The 14,548-nt window shown below is 62.6% G+C and carries 13 protein-coding genes; 8 read left to right on the plus strand and 5 right to left on the minus strand.

The features are described from left to right. Nucleotides 1–87: 87 nt before the first annotated feature. The 3 genes from NKH06_RS11510 (at nt 88) to NKH06_RS11520 (ending at nt 2,902) form a co-directional block, all read left to right on the plus strand. Entirely contained in the window at nt 88–837 is a 750-nt protein-coding gene (locus NKH06_RS11510; RefSeq protein ID WP_023811130.1) for an electron transfer flavoprotein subunit beta/FixA family protein, read from the plus strand. A 24-nt stretch (nt 838–861) separates the two neighbouring features. Then, nucleotides 862–1,791, plus strand: coding sequence for an electron transfer flavoprotein subunit alpha/FixB family protein (locus NKH06_RS11515; protein WP_128304638.1), 930 nt, complete (start codon nt 862–864; stop codon nt 1,789–1,791). A 232-nt stretch (nt 1,792–2,023) separates the two neighbouring features. After that, nucleotides 2,024–2,902 carry a 3-hydroxybutyryl-CoA dehydrogenase gene (locus tag NKH06_RS11520; protein WP_013529423.1) on the plus strand — a complete coding sequence of 293 codons (879 nt, stop codon included), beginning with the start codon at nt 2,024–2,026 and terminating at the stop codon, nt 2,900–2,902. A gap of 52 nt (nt 2,903–2,954) precedes the next feature. On the opposite strand, the gene NKH06_RS11525 is transcribed toward NKH06_RS11520, so the two are convergent. The 4 genes from NKH06_RS11525 to NKH06_RS11540 form a co-directional block, all read right to left on the minus strand. Then, nucleotides 2,955–4,916, minus strand: a complete 1,962-nt coding sequence (locus NKH06_RS11525) for a PAS domain S-box protein (RefSeq protein ID WP_352441717.1) — start codon at nt 4,914–4,916, stop codon at nt 2,955–2,957. Between the two features lie 210 nt (nt 4,917–5,126). Continuing rightward, nucleotides 5,127–5,765 carry an NrsF family protein gene (locus tag NKH06_RS11530; RefSeq protein WP_352441718.1) on the minus strand — a complete coding sequence of 213 codons (639 nt, stop codon included), beginning with the start codon at nt 5,763–5,765 and terminating at the stop codon, nt 5,127–5,129. A gap of 1 nt (nt 5,766) precedes the next feature. Beyond that, nucleotides 5,767–6,318, minus strand: coding sequence for a sigma-70 family RNA polymerase sigma factor (locus tag NKH06_RS11535; protein WP_127379999.1), 552 nt, complete (start codon nt 6,316–6,318; stop codon nt 5,767–5,769). 156 nt (nt 6,319–6,474) lie between these two features. Continuing rightward, nucleotides 6,475–7,494, minus strand: coding sequence for a hypothetical protein (locus tag NKH06_RS11540; RefSeq protein ID WP_352441719.1), 1,020 nt, complete (start codon nt 7,492–7,494; stop codon nt 6,475–6,477). Between the two features lie 90 nt (nt 7,495–7,584). On the opposite strand from NKH06_RS11540, the gene NKH06_RS11545 reads away from it, so the two are divergent. The 5 genes from NKH06_RS11545 to NKH06_RS11565 all read left to right on the plus strand — a co-directional run bounded on the left by NKH06_RS11545 (nt 7,585) and on the right by NKH06_RS11565 (nt 13,461). Then, nucleotides 7,585–8,238: a hypothetical protein gene (locus tag NKH06_RS11545; RefSeq protein WP_352441720.1), complete on the plus strand. Its 654-nt coding sequence runs from the start codon at nt 7,585–7,587 to the stop codon at nt 8,236–8,238. Further along, nucleotides 8,235–9,461 (plus strand): cytochrome P450, encoded by a 1,227-nt coding sequence (locus NKH06_RS11550; RefSeq protein WP_352441721.1) that lies wholly within the window; start codon nt 8,235–8,237, stop codon nt 9,459–9,461. Before NKH06_RS11545 ends, NKH06_RS11550 begins: the two co-directional genes overlap by 4 nt. 158 nt (nt 9,462–9,619) lie before the next feature. Continuing rightward, nucleotides 9,620–10,627 (plus strand): iron ABC transporter substrate-binding protein, encoded by a 1,008-nt coding sequence (locus NKH06_RS11555; protein ID WP_023811123.1) that lies wholly within the window; start codon nt 9,620–9,622, stop codon nt 10,625–10,627. A gap of 174 nt (nt 10,628–10,801) precedes the next feature. Beyond that, nucleotides 10,802–12,382 (plus strand): ABC transporter permease, encoded by a 1,581-nt coding sequence (locus tag NKH06_RS11560; RefSeq protein WP_352554458.1) that lies wholly within the window; start codon nt 10,802–10,804, stop codon nt 12,380–12,382. Beyond that, nucleotides 12,379–13,461: an ABC transporter ATP-binding protein gene (locus tag NKH06_RS11565; protein WP_352893103.1), complete on the plus strand. Its 1,083-nt coding sequence runs from the start codon at nt 12,379–12,381 to the stop codon at nt 13,459–13,461. Before NKH06_RS11560 ends, NKH06_RS11565 begins: the two co-directional genes overlap by 4 nt. Before the next feature lie 13 nt (nt 13,462–13,474). On the opposite strand, the gene NKH06_RS11570 is transcribed toward NKH06_RS11565, so the two are convergent. Next, the gene (locus NKH06_RS11570) at nt 13,475–14,542 is read right to left on the minus strand and encodes a sn-glycerol-3-phosphate import ATP-binding protein UgpC (protein WP_352554422.1); all 1,068 of its coding nucleotides are present in this window, start codon (nt 14,540–14,542) and stop codon (nt 13,475–13,477) included. Nucleotides 14,543–14,548 lie beyond the last annotated feature (6 nt).

Consider the following 14,548-nt stretch of genomic DNA (forward strand, 5'->3'; position numbering starts at 1 on the left):
TTCAGTCAGGAATGTCGGCTTTCGACAACTCGGAAAGGGCGCAGGCTGTTATAGCGCGCCCAACTAGCGTGAAGAGGTGACAGGCAAATGAAGATCCTTGTACCCGTGAAGCGGGTTGTGGATGCGAACGTCAAGGTTCGCGTGAAGGCTGATGGTTCGGCGGTGGAGCTCGCCAACGTCAAGATGGCGATGAACCCGTTTGACGAAATCGCGGTGGAAGAAGCAATCCGGCTGAAGGAAGCCGGCAAGGCCGAAGAAATCATCGTCGTCTCGATCGGCCCGCAGCAGGCGCAGGAAACACTGCGCACCGCGCTCGCCATGGGCGCCGACCGCGCCATCCTGGTCAAGACCGACGAACAGACCGAGCCGCTCGGCGTCGCCAAGGTGCTGAAAGGCGTCGTCGACGCCGAGCAGCCCGGCCTCGTCATCCTCGGCAAGCAGGCTATCGACGACGATTCCAACCAGACCGGCCAGATGCTGGCGGCACTGCTGGGCTGGGCGCAGGGCACCTTCGCCTCCAAGATCGTGCTCGACGGCGACAACGCCAAGGTGACGCGCGAGGTCGACGGCGGCCTGCAGACCGTGGAACTGAAGATGCCGGTGATCGTCACCGCCGACCTTCGCCTCAACCAGCCGCGCTATGCCTCGTTGCCCAACATCATGAAGGCCAAGAAGAAGCAGCTCGACGAGAAGACCCCGGCCGACTACGGCGCCGACGTCAAGCCGCGGCTGAAGGTCATCAAGACCGAGGAGCCGAGTGGCCGCAAGGCAGGCGTCAAGGTCAAGAGCGTCGCCGAACTGATCGACAAGCTCAAGAACGAAGCCGGCGTGCTGTAAGCGATCGGGAAAGGAACAAGAAAAATGGCTATTCTCCTCATCGCAGAACACGACAACGCAACGCTTTCCGACCAGACCGCCAAGGCGCTGTCGGCCGCCCTGCAGATCGGCTCGGACGTGCATGTGCTGGTTGCCGGCAAGGGCGCCAAGCCGGCAGCGGACGCTGCCGCCAAGCTCAAGGGCGTGAGCAAGGTGCTGCTGGCCGAAGCCGACGAACTCGCCGAGCGCCTCGCCGAGCCGACGGCAGCACTGGTTGTGTCGCTGGCGGGCGCTTACGACACCATCATCGCGCCGGCGACCTCGTCGGGCAAGAATGTCGCGCCGCGCGTGGCTGCGCTCCTCGATGTCGCGCAGGTGTCCGAGATCATCGAAGTCGTATCGGCCGACACCTTCAAGCGCCCGATCTATGCCGGCAACGCTATCCAGACGGTGCAGTCGAGCGACGCCAAGAAGGTGATCACGGTTCGCACAGCCTCGTTCCAGGCAGCCCCCGAGGGCGGCTCGGCGGCGGTCGAGACCGTCAAGGCCGCGGCCAATCCCGGCCTCTCCACCTTCGTCGAGAACAAGCTTTCCGAGACCGACCGTCCGGAGCTGACCTCGGCCAAGATCATCATCTCGGGTGGTCGTGCGCTGGGTTCGGCGGAGAAGTTCCAGGAGGTCATCCTGCCGGTCGCCGACAAGCTCGGTGCAGCCGTCGGCGCCTCCCGCGCCGCGGTCGATGCCGGCTATGCGCCGAACGACTGGCAGGTCGGCCAGACCGGCAAGGTGGTTGCCCCCGATCTTTACATCGCGGTCGGCATCTCCGGCGCCATCCAGCATCTCGCCGGCATGAAGGATTCGAAGGTCATCGTCGCCATCAACAAGGACGAGGAGGCGCCGATTTTCCAGGTTGCCGACTACGGCCTCGTCGGCGATCTCTTTGTCATTCTGCCGGAGCTGCAAAAGGCGCTTTGACGCTTTCTGCCAAAGGTATTAAATGGTGAGGGTGGGGTAGACGAAGTCGCCCCGCCCTTTTAGTTTGCACCGCACAAAAAGCAGGCCGCAAAGGCGAAAAGCAATCCAGCAAAAGTGCGCAGCGGTTTTCCCGGGAAAAGCGCGTAGCGCTTTCCCTAGGGAATTGCGGTAAAATAAAAAGGTGGAGCGCTTTCGCAGTTCAAGCGGAAGGGCTCAGGACGGGATCGGTGTAATGAGCAAGATCGAGACGATCGGCATCATCGGCGCGGGCCAGATGGGCGGCGGCATCGCCCATGTCTCCGCGCTTTCGGGCTACAAGGTGCTGATCTATGATATTTCGCCCGACCGCATCGAGAAAGGCATCGCCACAATCAGCGGCAACATGGCCCGCCAGGTGGGGTCCGGCAAGCTCGACGAGAAGGTGCGCAACGACGCGATGGGCCGCATTTCGGCCGCGCCCGCGATGGCCGATCTTGCCGGCGCGGATCTGGTGATCGAAGCGGCGACCGAGGACGAGACGGTCAAGCGCAAGATCTACGCCCAGCTCTGTCCGCAGCTCAATCCCGAAGCCATCCTGGCGACCAACACCTCGTCGATCTCGATCACGCGGCTTGCCGCGCAGACCGACCGGCCGGAGCGGTTCATCGGCATACATTTCATGAACCCGGTGCCGCTGATGAAGCTGGTCGAACTGGTGCGCGGCATCGCCACCGAGGACCAGACCTTCGAGGCGGCAAAGACCTATGTGAAGCAACTCGACAAGACGATTACGGTCTCGGAGGATTTTCCGGCCTTCATCGTCAACCGCATCCTGCTGCCGATGATCAACGAGGCGATCTACACCCTCTATGAGGGTGTCGGCTCGGTCGACGCCATCGACACCGCCATGCGGCTCGGCGCCAACCATCCGATGGGGCCGCTGCAGCTGGCCGATTTCATCGGGCTCGATACCTGCCTGTCGATCATGCAGGTGCTGCATGACGGCCTGTCGGACTCGAAGTACCGTCCTTGCCCGCTGCTGGTGAAATATGTCGAGGCCGGCTGGCTCGGCCGCAAAACCGGGCGCGGTTTTTACGATTATCGCGGCGAGCATCCCGTTCCGACGCGCTGAGCGCATCGTCGGCGCAAATCAGGGGCAAGCCTTTCGGCGGTGACAGGCTCGATCAGGAGGCCGCGGCCAGCGGCTCTGTCCGGCCATCCACGATCCGTGCGTCGGGCGCCACGGAGACACAGCCACGGCCGGCCGCCTTGGCCGCATAGCAGGCCGCATCGGCTCTCGCGATGATCTCGTCGACCTCGCCGCAATTGGCATTGATCGCAGCCAGTCCGATGCTGGCGCCGATCACGTGAGGACGGCCGTCCCAGGTGAAGTCCAGGCCGCCGATCGCATCGATGATGGAGCGCGCCGCGATCTTGGCACCGGCTGCTGAACCCGATTTCAGAATGACCGCGAATTCGTCGCCGCCGAGGCGAGCGACGATATCGTCTGGACCAAGCACGCCACGAATCGCCACGGCAACCCGCTTCAGCAGCGCGTCTCCCGCCGCGTGGCCGCCCGTGTCGTTGACCAGTTTGAAGTGGTCGAGATCGATGAACATGAACTGATGTCCGCTGGCTCCGACCGACTCTGTCGTGTCGCCGGTCGACTTCCTCGTGTCGGCGGTGCCGTCCTTGCGGGCCTGACCGACCAGGCCCTCCATGGCGCGGATGAAGCTCGAGCGATTGGCAAGGCCGGTCAGCGCGTCGTGTGCCGCGGCGTGCGCCAGTTGGCGCTGCAGCGCGCGCGCATCGGTAAAGTCCTGGAAGACGATGACCAGCCCGCAGAATTCGTTCCGTTCGTTGATGATCGGCGACACGACCTGGCGGATGCTGCAGCGCGTGTCGTCGCGCCGGATCAGGACGGCGCGGCTGTTCTGGTCGGCGGGCGCATGAACGCCAATCGCGGGCCGGGTGACGCCGATCCTGTGCCCCGTCTCCTCGTCGACCGCCCAGTAGACATGGCCAAGCATCTTGCCGAGAGCCTCGCCGCCGGCAATCCCGGTCAGCTTTTCGGCGACCGGGTTCATGAAGGTGACGCGGTTTGCGGCATCGGTGCAGATGACGGCATCGCCGATCGATTGCAGCGTCACCCTCAGCCGCTCCTTTTCATCGGCAAGCATTGCCGCCGACACAGTGAGGCGCTCTTCGGCCTCCTTGCGACGGGTGATGTCGGTCAGGCTGCCAATGGCCCTGATCAGCCGTCCATCCTCGTCGCGTTCGATAGCCTTGCCGCGGTCGAGTATCCACATCCAGTGGCCATCCTTGTGGCGCATCCTGAATTCGGCCTCAAAGAACGGTGTCTTGCCCTCGAGATGAGCGCGATCCGCTTCGGCGACAGTCTCGCGATCGTCGGGATGAATCATCGTCAGCCAGCTGTCGGTGTCGCCATCGAGCTCGCCATCCGCATAGCCCAGCATCTTGACCCAGGTCGAGGAATAGGTCGTGCCGCCCTTGCGCATGTCGAGGTCCCAGACGCCTTGGCCGGCACCAGCCAGAGCAAAATTCCAACGCGTTTCCGCTTCGGCAATGCGCGCCTCGGCCTGCTTGCGCGCGTCGATGTTCTCGATTTGGGAGACGAGATAGAGCGGACGGCCGCTGGTCTCATCGCGAATGACCGAGCCGGCAAGATGGGCCCAGACGGGCGTTCCGTCCTTCCTGAGATAGCGCTTCTCGAAGTGGAAGGAATTGACCGTGCCCGCCTTCAGATCGTCCATCGTCTCCCGCCCGATCTGCAGATCGTCGGGATGCGTGATCTGGAAGAAAGTCAGCGCCTCGATCTCTTCGCTTGTGTAGCCAAGCATGGCGGCGAAGGCCGGATTGGTCTGGCGGATGCGACCGTCGAGACCGACAACCACGATGCCGATCGCCGAATCCTCCATGGCGCGGCGGAAGCGCAGTTCGCTCTCGGCAATCTGCTGGCGATGCCTGCTGATCCTGCGTATGGACAGGGCGGCGAGGAACAGCGCGCCCACCGCCATCGCCACCGCGATCTGCAGGCAGAGCTTCAACGCTTCGGTGCCGAGGTCCAGGCGCGAAAGCAGGATCGAGGTCGCCAGCACGCCCAAGCCGGCGACGAGCAACGCCAACCCTGCATGCCCAAGAGATTCTCGGCTGGTCAATCCTCGCCACATCACGATACGTGCCACCCCCGTGCGCAAACGCATGTTCTCGCATCAACCTTGGCGGATCGTTTTTAAGGAAAGGTTGCGTCCGGCATGCCGGCGTGGTCGCCAACCGGCAAACAATTGCCGGCATGATTAAGGATCGGTGCACGGGTCCGCGATCGTTACGAAACGCTACCAGCGTATGAAAAACCGTCCGCCGAGCGCACCGAGCAATGCGAGCGCTGCGATCGCTATCGTGTACCAGGGGGCGACGAAAAGCGGCGAGTCGTCGAAGCAGTGCGCGGCATAGAAGGTTGCCGCCAGCCCGCCGGCGAGCAGGCCCGCCACCGCACCGGCAAGCACCGGCCGTGTCGGCGCGCCATAGCGCAGCATCCACAGGAAGACGGCAAGCGGGCCAATACCGATCAGCGGGATGAAGCCCATGCAGAACATCATGTTGTTGCCGACCATCCGTGTACCCCACAGCGCCTCCGGCACCATGAAAAGCTCCAGAAGCACCGCCACGGCTACCAGCACTGGCGCCGCGGCCATCCAGGCCATTGCCCGGCCCGTCGAGGCACCCGGTGTCGACAAGGCGCGGATCAGGGCGAAGGCGCTGACGGCAAGCACGATGGTGAAGACGAATTTGGAGAGGAAGCGCATCGTGTGCGCGGCCGCCATGAAGTCTGGGCGCGGGCCGATGGTCAGCAGGAAAACGATGGCCGCGATCACCGCCCCCGCACCGGCGGCCAGCCACCAGGCCGATTGCAGCGGCATCGCCTTGCTGCTTGCATCGGCGTCCAGCGCCCTGATGAGATCGTCCGTCCTCATGTCATTCCCGCCCGAACCGCCCCTGCCCGAATCGCTTGGCTATCGCGGCAAGTCCGCGATGCAGCGACACACGCACCGCCGTCTCGCTGATGCCGAACTTCGCCGCCGTCTCACCGATGGACCGCCCTTCCACCGACACGGCCGAGACCACGGAGCGCTGTGCCGGCGACAGGCTGTCCAATGCCCGGTTGATGTCTCGCTCGCTGACGGTCTCGGTTTCCGGCTCGGCGAACGTCTCGGCGATATCGTCGACATCGATCTCGATGCGCCGTCCGCGCCGCCGGAACGCATCGATCAGCTTGAAGCGGGCGATCGCGTAGATCCACGGCAACACCGGCGCATCCTGGCGCCAAGTATGTCGTTTTACATGAATGGCCAGCAAGGTTTCCTGCACGACATCCTCGGGATCGACCCCGCCCTGCACGATCTTGCGCCTGGCAAAACCGCGAACCAGCGCGGCAATCCGGTGCAGAAAGTCGGCGTAAGCCCTTTCATCTCCTGCGATCGCGGCCCGCATCAGCCGGGAAAGTTCGGCCTCGTCCTTGCCGCTCACAAGAGTTCACTCCCCCGAATTTCGCGTCTCGGCGCTGATTTGTTACGTGGCCGGCGAAATAATGTCCAAGCCAAACTGTCGGCAAATCACGAAAGTTTGCTGCACACTGCGCGCCGATCGCCAGTGCGATATTGCCCCGCGCTCTTGTTCTTGAACTCAAGGCTTGGCGCCGAACATGGCATCCCGGAAAGACCTGAAGCCCTTTCGAACGGTCAGCTTCATTCGTCTGCGACGGTACTTGTTTCTCAGGCGGCCCAAGATCTGGAGATGTGTCTCATCGATATCCGGAGTGGATAGGGGATCGTTAGCATATGGCAGCTGTGCCAAGGCATCTGCATGCATGTTGGCGTAAGGCAACGAATCATATCTGTCGAAGGGTGTGGGAGGGTCGTTCAATACAGTGGGATTGGTGTTGATCTCGAAAACCTGGATGCGACCATCGACAATGGTGTAGTCGATCCTGCCATATGAGATCCCCGCCTTCTCGAAAATCGGCATCAGCTCTACCGCATGCGGATTGTCGCGCACAAAGGCGGTATGCTCGACCCGATGTTGCCCCGACATACCGCCTCCCTGTACCTTTATGAACCACTCCTTGCTGGCGAAGCAGTGTTGCGCATAACTGCGCTCGCCGATCCGATATGCCGAGTATTTTCGGTAGCTGCCATCGGCACCAGCCTTTGCTCCAAACTCCACCACCATGGGGCGAACAAAATTCATCGTACCCAGGTTCGAGAGCGCCTCGCCGAGTTCCGCCGGCGATTGCAACAGCGGCGGCACTTTATAAGCGGCGCCCGTCTCGTCACGCAGAAACACAGGAAAACGCATTCCCGCCGGCAGAATTTCGGGTCTGTATACATTGAAATCATTGATGCCGTCCGCGAACAGCATACGCAATAGATCGAAACGCTGAAGGCTTTTTCGCGGATGGTTGAGTTGAAACAGATCAGGCTGCTGCGACTCCATTCGCTGGCTGAGATTGGAGCATGCTTCAATCTCTGCTTCGCTCAGTCGGTCCAAATCCGTCCAAAGAACGGTGCCTCTGGAAATCTCAAGCAGATGCGCCCGTTCGTCATAGGGGACAAAGCGCACAGAATCCTGCAAATCAGTTCGAAAATAGAGTAGCAGGCTTGCCAGGGTATAGGCATGCAAGCGATGGCAAACATAGAAGATCATGAGACAACCCGCCCCTACTCATGCACCCATCAACAGCTGGTATCAGAAAATTATCGATTCGATATCGCAACTACGAGCGGCCTTTCGACGATGAAGATGATCGTAGTTCAACAACTTGTGGCAGACGACGTTCCGGGCATGGCCGCGATGGAGGCCGCAGCCTGGGGACGACTCGGTGCCAGCGAAAAAACAATTCACCACCGGCTTTCGCTCGGGCATACAATGATCCTGGCCATGGTTGAGAACCTTGTTGCCGGCGCGATCTGCTTCGTGGAAACCAGCCAAGATCCGCACGATACGGGAAGGTTCCCCAAGACCTTCTCCGCCTACTCTTCGCTTGTCAGGAGCCAACCTGCACGGTCACTCTACGTTTACAATCTTGGTGTGCGACCCGAATTCCGCGGCACCGACATGGCACGCCGCCTGTTGTCGCAAATGTCTGACCATGGCCGGCAGGTCGGTGCGCGTTGGTTGGTCGGCGACGGACGTTGCCCGTCCTACGCGGGAGCACAGGACGAGTTGCCCGACAAGGTTCGGCCGGATCCGGAATTTCGTCGGACCATCGACGATTGGCACCGGACCGGTGTCATGCCTTCGGTGGAATCCATAACGAGGGATCCGCTACTGCGGTTCTATAACCGTGTTCTCCGGTGCGAATTTCTACATCTCGCGTCCGATTTTCTACCTGAAGACATGAGTTCCGGCGGATTTCGCGTTATCTTTGCTGTCGATCTTGCCCGATGACAGATCAAGCTGATCTATTTGACCCCATTGCCCATGGCAGCGATGCGTTTCCCGAATTCGCCCGTCGTCGGAGTTCAGGAGGCGCCAGTTGGGGCAAACCTCCTTATCCCGAGGTCGGTGAAGCCTTCTACGTGTTCAGCCATGCGCTTGTTTCCCAGGCCTTGAAACACCCGCTGTTGCTGCAGGCACCGCCGGGCGCCTATCAGGAGGTCAGGCAAAAGATCAGCGCCAATCCGGCCCTGGACCTGTTGACCCGTTCCATGCTGCTGTCCGACCCGCCGCGGCACATGCGCCTGCGCCGCCCATTGGCTGGTTCGCTAAGCTTTTCCTCCAGCAACGGGCTGTTCGACCGGCTTGCGGCCAAAGCGTCGGAACTTACGCAGGCAGCTGTACAAAAACCGGAGTTCGACGCGGTTCGTGATATAGGCCTGCCGCTATCGTTTTCAGGCCTGGAACAGATCCTTGGTATCGACATGGACGATCCCTGGCGGATTGGCGCCGACGCACAGCTTATGGCCAACGCCCTGGAAATAAGGGCCGGCGGCGTAGACGAAGACGCAAACGATGCCTGCCGCCGATTGGAGGCATGGGTATCCAGCGTGATAGAACACGGTACTGTGCGCCCAAACGGTATTTCAGCTCAGATGCTTGCCGAAGTCGAGGCTGGCCGCTGGCTGAGAGACGATGTCATTGCAAACATCGTATTCCTGCTCTTTGCCGGGCAGGCGACAGTCGTCGATACCTTCGGCAATGCGCTGGTCGCGCTTGCACGCTTCCCAGAACAGCTTTCGCTGCTTGAAGATGGGAAAGTCAGTTGGTTTTCAGCAGCCGAAGAGCTGCTCCGTTTTTGCGCTCCGGTTCACTATGCCGGAGCGCGTATCGCCGCGGAAGATTTGCAGTTTGGTGGCGCAACCATAAAAGCCGGGCAGGCCGTCGTACCCGTGCTGGCGAGCGCCAATCGAGACATTTCTGTTTTTCCGGCGGGCGACCGGTTGGATTTGGGTTCCGGCATTTCGTCGGCCCTTGCCTTTGGCACCGGACTGCATGCCTGTCTGGGTCAACACGTCGCCCGGTTAGAAATGGCTGTACTGCTGGAGGCCTTGTTCACGCAGGCCAAAGGCTGGTGCTTGGATCTTCCCAGGGTCGTCAGGCGGCATTCGGTGCTTTTCCACGGTCTGCAAGCCGCCCCATTCATCCGGTCGGCCTATCAACCATCGGGTTGAATTCGGCACGCCATTCGCGTCACTTCATCACTTGGAATTGTGAGCCCGATATCAAGCGTTTGTGCTTCAGCGGCCGATTGAAGCAGATCACCAATGTTGACTAAGGCTGTCAGGTATCGGTAGGTGAGCCGGTGCCAACCGAACTTTAGGACAATGACATGAAATACGCTCTTTCCACCCTCGCCGGCGCCACCGCGCTGGCAATCATGCTGATCGCCAGCCCGTCGATGGCGGAAGATGATGGCATCATTGTCTACAACGCCCAGCACGAAAGCCTGACCAAGGCGTGGGCCGAAGGCTTCACCAAGGAGACCGGCATCAAGGTCACCGTGCGCAATGGCGGCGACAGCGACTTCTCCAACCAGATCGTCGCTGAGGGCACTGCTTCGCCGGCCGACGTGTTCCTGACGGAAAACTCGCCGGCCATGGTGCTGGTCGAGACGGCCGGCCTGTTCGCGCCGGTCGACGCCGACACGTTGGCACAGGTTCCCCAGGACTATCAGCCGGCCAGCGGCAAATGGGTCGGCGTCGCAGCGCGCAGCACGGTCTTTGCCTATAACAAGACCAAGCTGACCGCCGACCAGTTGCCCAAGTCGATGCTCGACCTCGCCGATCCGAGCTGGAAGGGCCGTTGGGCCGCCTCCCCGTCAGGCGCCGATTTCCAGGCCATCGTCAGTGCCCTGCTCCAGCTCAAGGGCGAAGCCGCTACCGCCGACTGGCTGAAGGCGATGAAAACCAACTTCACCGCCTATAAGGGCAACAGCACGGTGATGAAGGCGGTCAATGCCGGCGAGATCGAAGGCGGCGTCATCTATCACTATTACTACTTCGGCGATCAGGCCAAGACCGGCGAAAACAGCAAGAATGTCGAGCTGCACTATTTCAAGAACCAGGATCCGGGCGCGTTCGTCTCGATCTCCGGCGGCGGTGTGCTGGCCTCGAGCAAGCATCCGAAGGAAGCCCAGGCCTTCCTGAAATGGCTGACAGGCAAGGGCGGCCAGGACGTGCTGAAGACCGGCGATTCCTTCGAATACGCGGTCGGCAAGGGTGCGGAGTCCAACCCGAAGCTGGTGCCGCTCGTCGATCTGCAGGCACCAAAGGTCGACGCCACGACGCTGAACTCCAAGAAGGTCACCGACCTGATGACGGCAGCCGGCTTGCTTTAGTTGCCATTCGTCCTAAAAGGACACCCGACCACGCTCCCGCGGGAATTCGCCTTCCGCGGGAGTGATTTTGTTTTTCGAGATGGCATTCGTCGATGACGACACGCTGTGTTCCCGACCGTGATCGCGGTCCTTCAATTGCTGCCGCTGGACGGCAGCGGCACGGCGTCTGACCTGATGCAGTCCGCGGTCGATCTCGCGCGTTCGGGCCTGCCTTCGGGCACAGGCCGAAGGGCCCGGCGACGCGCACCGCTTTGGCTGGTCCTCGCCGCCATCTTCGTTGCGCTGCTGGCGCTGGTGCCGCTCGCCTTCATCATCTGGATCGCGGTGCAGACCGGCTGGGAAACCGTCTCGGCGCTGGTCTTCCGGCCGCGTGTCGGCGAGCTTCTGGTCAACACTGTCCTGCTGGTCGCGCTCTCCGTGCCGATCACCATCGTGCTGTCGGTTGCGCTGGCCTGGCTGACCGAACGCAGCGACCTGCCGGGCGCCCGGCTCTGGGCCTGGCTATGCGTGGCGCCGCTCGCCATCCCGGCTTTCGTGCACAGCTATGCCTGGATCACCATGGTGCCGGGACTGCACGGCCTGTGGGCCGGCGTGCTGGTTTCCGTGATCGCCTATTTCCCGTTCCTGTATCTGCCGGTGTCGGCGGCATTGCGCCGTCTCGATCCCGCCCTCGAGGACGCCGCCGCCGCACTCGGCCTTGGGCCCCGGCGCGTGTTCTGGCGGGTCGTGCTGCCGCAATTGCGGCTCGCCATCTGCGGCGGCTCGCTGCTGGTCGGCCTGCATCTGCTGGCCGAGTACGGCCTCTATGTCTTCATCCGCTTCGACACCTTCACCACGGCGATCGTCGACCAGTTCCAGTCGACCTTCAACGGACCGGCCGCCAACATGCTGGCCGGCGTGCTGGTCAGTTGCTGCTTCGTGCTGCTCGGCCTCGAAGTGCTGGTGCGCGGTGAGGAGCGCTATGCCCGCGTCGGCTCAGGTGCGGCGCGCCATCAGCAACGCACGAGCCTCGGACGCGCCACCATCCCTAGCCTGCTCTTGCTTGTCGTCACCACGCTTTTGGCGCTCGGCGTGCCGTTCGTCACCATCGGTGGCTGGCTTGCCGCCGGCGGCGCCGCTGTCTGGCGCTTGGACGAAATCGGCCTGGCGCTTGGGCAGACGCTGTTCCTGGCGCTCGCCGGCGCCTTGCTGGCCACCGTCGCCGCCATGCCGATGGCCTGGATCTCGATCCGCGCGCCGGGGCCATTGCAGCGCCTGCTGGAGGGCTGCAACTACATTGTCGGCTCGTTGCCCGGCGTCGTCATTGCGCTGGCGCTGGTCACCATCACCGTGCGCATCGCGCTGCCGCTCTACCAGACCCTGTTCACGATCCTGGTGGCCTATGCGCTGATGTTCCTGCCGCGCGCGCTGGTCAGCCTGCGGGCGTCGATCGCGCAGGCGCCGGTCGAACTCGAACGCGCCGCTTCCAGCCTCGGCCGGCCGCCGCTGCAGGCGCTGTGGTCGACGACGATCCGCCTGTCGGCGCCTGGTGCCGCGGCCGGCATGGCGCTGGTGGCGCTCGGCATCATGAACGAACTGACCGCCACCCAGATGCTGGCGCCCAACGGTACCCGCACGCTGGCGATGGCGTTCTGGTCCTACAGTGGTGAGATTGATTATGCCTCCGCGGCACCTTACGCCTTCATCATGGTGGCGATGTCGCTGCCCTTGACCTGGCTGCTCTATGTCCAGTCGAAACGGATGGCCGGACGATGAGCTTTCTCGAAATCAGCGGCCTGCACAAGCAGTACGGCCCGGTGTCGGCCCTTGCCGGCGTCGACATGAACGTCGCCAGCGGCAGCCGCACGGCGATTGTCGGTCCTTCCGGCTGCGGCAAGACGACCCTGCTGCGGCTGATTGCCGGCTTCGAGGCGCCGGACCAGGGGCACATCACGCTCGACGGTACGATATTGGCCAGTGGCGGCGCTGCGGTGCCGGCATATCGGCGAGGCATCGGCGTGGTGGCGCAGGATGGTGCCCTGTTTCCGCATCTGACCATTGGCGACAATATCGGTTTCGGTATGGGCCGCAGCGAGGACAAGCGCGCTGAGCGCATTGTCGAGCTCGCCTATATAGTCGGGCTCGACAAGGCGATCCTCAAACGTCGCCCGCACGAGCTTTCCGGCGGCCAGCAGCAGCGTGTGGCACTCGCCCGCGCCATGGCGATGAAGCCTCGGCTGATGCTGCTCGACGAGCCGTTCTCGGCGCTCGATACCGGCCTGCGGGCCTCGATGCGCAAGGCGGTGGCCGAGCTGCTGGAGGCCGCCGGCATCACCACCATCCTGGTGACGCACGACCAGGCCGAGGCGCTGTCCTTTGCCAGCCAGGTCGCGGTGATGCGCGACGGCAAGTTCTCGCAAATCGGCACGCCGCGCGAGCTCTATCTCAAGCCGAAGGACAGGATGATCGCCGAATTCCTCGGCGACGCCATCATCCTGCCGGCCAAGATATCAGATGGATTCGCCAACTCGCCGCTCGGCCGCATCGCGGTCGACACCAATGACAGCCGCGATATCGCCCGCATCATGCTTCGCCCGGAGCAGATCGCGCTGAAGAGAACCTCGCGCGAGGGCATGTCCGGCACCTCGGACATGCTGTTCGGAGAAGTGACGGAATCCGAATTCGCCGGCTCGATGTGCACGGTCGCGGTGCGGCTCTTGAACAATGCCGATCCGCCCGATGCGGCCGCGATCGGCAACACGCCGCTGGTCCTGCGCAAACCGGGCATGGACGCGCCGGCGGTCGGCGAGATCGTCCGGCTGACCGTATCGGGAAAGGCGCATGTCTTCGCCTGAACGCCGTATGCGGTTAACCGACGCGCTTTCCTGCCTGATCGAACCAGTGCAGCTTTTCTGCCTTGGCAACCACGCGCAATTGGTTGCCAACCGTGGCGGTGGCGCGACCCGCGACACGCACGACGATGCGGTTGCCGCCTGCCGCACAGTGAAGGAAACTTTCAGCGCCTACCGGTTCGACTGCCTCGACCAGCGCCGGCAGGACGAGCGCGCCGGACGGCGCCTCCGCATTGAAGGTGACGTCGGCATCCTCGGGCCGAAAACCGAGGGTCGCAGCTCTTGCCTCCCGAGGTGCGAAAGCGATCGCCGTGCCGTCTGCGAGCACCGCGCCCGACGCGCCTTCGGTCAGTGCCAGGAGATTCATCGGCGGCGCGCCGATAAAGGAAGCGACGAAGGTCGAGGCCGGTCTTTCGTAGACGTCGAGCGGCGCCCCCATCTGCTCGACCAGTCCGGCATTCATGACGACGAGAATGTCGGCCAACGTCATCGCCTCGAGCTGGTCATGCGTGACATAGACCGACGTGACGCCAAGCGAGCGTTGCAGGTTCTTTATCTCGACGCGCATCTGGCCACGCAATTTGGCATCGAGATTGGAGAGCGGCTCGTCGAACAGGAAAACCCTCGGGTTGCGCACAATGGCACGACCCATGGCGACACGCTGGCGCTGGCCGCCGGAAAGCTCCCGCGGGCGGCGGTCGAGCAGCGCCGAAAGTTCCAGTATTTTCGCCGTCGCGCGGACCCGGCTGTCGATCTCGTCTTTCGGCGTGCCGCGGTTGCGCAGCCCATAGGCCATGTTGTCGTAGACTTTCATATGCGGATAGAGCGCGTAGTTCTGGAACACCATGGCGATGTCACGCTCGGTTGGACCGATTGAGTTTACGATCTTGCCGTCGATCGCAACTGTTCCCGAGGAGATGGTTTCGAGCCCGGCGATCATCCTGAGCAGCGTGGACTTACCGCAACCCGATGGGCCGACGAGCACGCAAAGCTGCCTGTCGGGAACTGCGATTGAAACGCCCTTCACGGCCTCGAAACCGCTGGGGTAGACCTTCTTCACATCCTTCAGATCGACGGTCGCCATCAGCTT

This window comes from Mesorhizobium sp. M1342, assembly GCF_040317955.1.
GTDB lineage: Bacteria > Pseudomonadota > Alphaproteobacteria > Rhizobiales > Rhizobiaceae > Mesorhizobium.